This is a genomic window from Vibrio sp. 10N.222.46.A1 (genome assembly GCF_041473595.1).
GTDB classification, from domain to species: Bacteria; Pseudomonadota; Gammaproteobacteria; order Enterobacterales; family Vibrionaceae; genus Vibrio; species Vibrio tasmaniensis_A.
The window spans coordinates 1-3,954 of sequence record NZ_JBFRSN010000392.1; the positions used below are offsets into that span (position 1 = coordinate 1).

At 44.5% G+C, this 3,954-nt stretch carries 3 protein-coding genes; 2 read left to right on the forward strand and 1 reads right to left on the reverse strand.

Annotation, left to right across the window (positions count from 1 at the left end; genetic code table 11):
* Positions 1-115 precede the first annotated feature (115 nt).
* The gene (locus tag AB4496_RS12420) at positions 116-337 is read right to left on the reverse strand and encodes a GyrI-like domain-containing protein (protein ID WP_081324597.1); all 222 of its coding nucleotides are present in this window, start codon (positions 335-337) and stop codon (positions 116-118) included.
* A gap of 413 nt (positions 338-750) precedes the next feature.
* On the opposite strand from AB4496_RS12420, the gene AB4496_RS12425 reads away from it, so the two are divergent.
* The gene (locus AB4496_RS12425; RefSeq protein WP_102258242.1) at positions 751-2,724 is read left to right on the forward strand and encodes an ATP-binding protein; all 1,974 of its coding nucleotides are present in this window, start codon (positions 751-753) and stop codon (positions 2,722-2,724) included.
* On the forward strand, positions 2,721-3,954 hold a 1,234-nt coding region (locus AB4496_RS12430), incomplete at its 3' end, for a sigma-54-dependent transcriptional regulator (protein ID WP_372131059.1). The genes AB4496_RS12425 and AB4496_RS12430, both read left to right, overlap by 4 nt.

Here is a 3,954-nt window from a genome sequence, read left to right on the forward strand (position 1 = left end):
TTAGATTTGATAGGGAAAACGCACGCCCCCGGAATGAGTAGAGTATTTAATCTAACCAATTTTGGGGCAAAAATGAGCCAGCCGTGATTGACTGACTCAAGGGAAGCTCTCTTAGTTACTTGATCGGAATATAGATTTCGGTTTTCAAATTCTCAGGTTTAGTTCGTCTTGGGTCTCGATTCAGGTACACCTCAAAGCATGGTTGGTCTCGCAGTTCAAACCCACTGTCTGGTAGCCATTTCAAGAGTAAATAACGGTATGCTTCAGAGAGTTTCTCGTAAGTACCTTTGTGCAAGGCCTTGGCATATTTGCCACCCAAAATTGTCTTGCGATCGATACATCCATCCTATTTCGACATAGGTAGTGTCCTACACTGCGAGACTCCATGATTTTCCATTATTGCTAATTTGTCTGAAAGTTTAGATTCAAGACCGTTTTGCGAATGATAAGCCCAATACGATCAATCTCTATGATAAATGATCAGACTTTATTGGAAGTGCTCGAACTAAAATGCCCTCCGACAGGGATTGATAAAGTAATCACGTTTCTGTCGGTGCGGTCACTTTCTATTATCGCAAAACAGACCATGCAAGCTTTATAAAATAATTGTTATGATATCTTATGTGAAATGTTAATGATTACTCTTCGTTTAATAGCTTCACTAAAGCTATTCGATCTAAGATTAAATAGGTAAATCACCTAACTGATTGAATCATTGACGGATCCTGTTGATTTTATGATGAGAAGAAGGTGGGGCTAGTGAGTAGTCATGTCTCCGAGGTGATAGAAAACAAAGACAGTTTTGAACGCCCGTTTTCGATCAAAATTCCGCGCCGTAAGTGGTTTGGTTGGAAGGGGATCGAACTGCGCTTGGTATTGGCATTGGCCATGTTATCGATGACCACCATCTTCCTTTCGGTTGTTTCTAGCTTTACTTTTGACGATCTAAACCAACGCCTCGTTGAATTAAAAGAGAGTGAAATCCCCGCCTTAGATAACGCTGCACGCCTCAATGATATGGTGCGTGTGATTATCACGACCTCATCTCAACTCAGTGATGCTGAATCTAATTTAGAGCGTAAGCAGGCGATGCTCAAAATTGAAGAGGCCATTTCAGTGATGAATAGCGTTATGGTTCAATTCCCTGATTATCACGCCTATTTTAAAGATCTTATCGCCCAAGTTAACAATAGTCTGAGTTTGTTGTATCAAAGTGAGATTGAGTCAGAACAACTCAATCAAGAACTTCGTAATTTGCTTGAGGGTTTTTATCCTCTGTTGCAACAGGCCAGTGATTCACTCGATAGTTTGCCTGAGTCAGCCAAAGATCAAATTCAATATACTCAGTTGAAATCTCTGCTTTATTACCAATTAGGCTTAGTAGAGAAGTTGTATAACGACTCAAGCTTTAATGAGTTGGATTACACTAGCTACCGCTTAGAGCAAGTCGGTGAAGAGTGGTGGAAACTTTGGGTCAGTGGTGATTTAAGAAGTAATTTTCCTGAGTTAGATCGCCAACTCACGGTTATTTATAACCTCGCTTCAAGTGATAGCAGCTTGTATGGGATGAAAAACAAAGCGCTTAATCATCTCTATCAAGAGCAGTATTTCCTGCAAAACAGCCGCGAGCATTTGAATCAGTTAACCGTGCAGATCGAAAGCAACACCAGCAAGGTGAATAGCAATATTGACCTGTCGATTCAGCAGGCGCAGTTGTCTTTACAATCGAACCAACAACTCTCTCTTTTTCTTTCTCTGTTTAGCGTGTTGGCTGCAGCTGCCATTTCGTGGTTCTACGTGCGTAAGAGTATTTTAGAAAGGCTTTTACAGCTCAAAGACAACATGTTCGCGATTTCTACCGGTCATCTAGATACCGAAGTTTCTATTCGTGGCAAAGACGAAGTGACGCAAATGGCCAAGTACCTAAAGGTATTCCAGACCACGGCCAAAGTCGTTAAGCAAACCAATCGAAAATTAGAGGCTGAGGTTGAAGAGCGCACCTTAGCCGAAGCCAAATTACGAGTGACTCAAGACGAGCTAATCCAAGCCGGAAAATTGGCCGCGCTAGGGCAATTGAGTGTCGGGATCACGCACGAGATCAATCAACCTCTGACCGCAGTAAACAGTCACGTTCGAAGCGCGCAGCTTTGGTTAGGCAAGCAAAGGCCAGACAGGGCAGAAGAGAACCTAAAAAAGATCGAGATTTTGTTAGACAAAGTGGCTGCGATTACTCGTCACCTAAAGGCCTTCTCACGTAAGAGTGATGGCAAGATTGATAACGTTGAATTGAATAAGGTGATTGGTGATGCGATTGACCTGTTTGAAACCCGACAGAGCGCTGTGTCGATTCAGTATTCGCCCCAAAGTAGCCAAATGGTTCGAGCTAACAACATTCGCTTAGAACAGGTTCTGGTGAATTTGATCAGCAATGCTTTGGATGCCATTGAGCACAGAGAACAACCAGAGCTCAGCATCTCAACTCAAGAGCATTCGAAGACCATTCAGATTTTGGTGATGGACAACGGGTTAGGGATACCTGAAGAGGACATTCCGCATCTGTTTGACCCATTTTATTCCAGCAAAACAACAGGTAAGGGGCTTGGGCTAGGCTTGTCTATCGCATACAACATAATAAAAGATTTTGGCGGCTCGATTCACGTGGAATCGGTTGAACACCAAGGCACCACCTTTATCGTCACTCTACCAAAAGGCACAGGTTCATGATTTCAGAAAAACACATAGTTCTTATCGACGATGAAATAGATGTCGTCGACGCCGTGAGCGAAATGTTAGAGCTAGAAGGGTTTAGTGTCACCACCTTTACTGATCCCAACCTTGGCCTAAAGTCGCTTAAAGCAAACAGTCAGTCGGTTGTGCTGTGTGACGTGCGCATGCCGAAAGTGGACGGTTTGACGTTGTTGAGCTCAATCCAACACCGTGCCCCGAATGTGCCCGTTTTATTGATGAGTGGCCATGGCGATATTCCAATGGCGATCGAAGCGATGAAGTTGGGCGCTTTCGACTTTCTAGAAAAACCGCTTAATTCGAGTGAGCTGGTGGAGAAGCTTGATTTGGCGATTACCCAGTGTCAGCACAGCTGCCCGTCAACCTCGGATGGTGATGAGCAAGAGGATTTACCGATTGAATCTGTGGTTATTGGCCAATCAAAAGCGATGGATACCATACGTAAGCAAGTGCTCGCTTTAGCGCATACTGGCGTCGACACCATCATCAACGGAGAAACGGGAACGGGCAAAGAGGTGATAGCTCGCGCGTTGCATCAATTTAGCCGTCGTAAGGCGAAGCCCTTTGTCGCGATCAACTGTGGCGGCATGACAGAAAGCATTATCGAAAGTGAGTTGTTTGGCCATGAAGCGGGTTCGTTTACCAGTGCCAACAAGAAACGCATTGGCAAAATAGAACAAGCCAATGGCGGAACTCTGTTTCTTGATGAAATAGAAAGTATGCCAATTGCGGTGCAAATTAAACTGCTGCGCGTCATTCAAGAACGAATGATTGAGCGCGTTGGTGGTAACGAGTTAATCCCGGTCGATATTGTGGTGGTAGCCGCCAGCAAAGCTGATCTCGCGAGCCTGAGTGAAACGGGGGAGTTCAGAGCCGATCTCTTCTATCGTCTTAATATTGCTAGCTTAAACCTTCCCGCATTGCGTCAACGCAAAGAGGACATTCAGGTGCTGTTCCGCCATTTTGTGATTCAAGCGAGCCACAAGTACAAGACACGCCCATCAACGATTTACCCTGAACAGATTCAGCAGCTATGTCGACACGAATGGCCGGGTAACGTGCGCGAATTACGCAATGTCGCAGACCGATTTGTACTTGGTATTGTTGGTGATGGCTTTGATCTTCAATCACCAATTTGTGAAGCGTCCGGAGAAGATTTCGCTTTTGAAAAGCAGATGGAGCAGTACGAAAGGAATGTACTGACGGAAG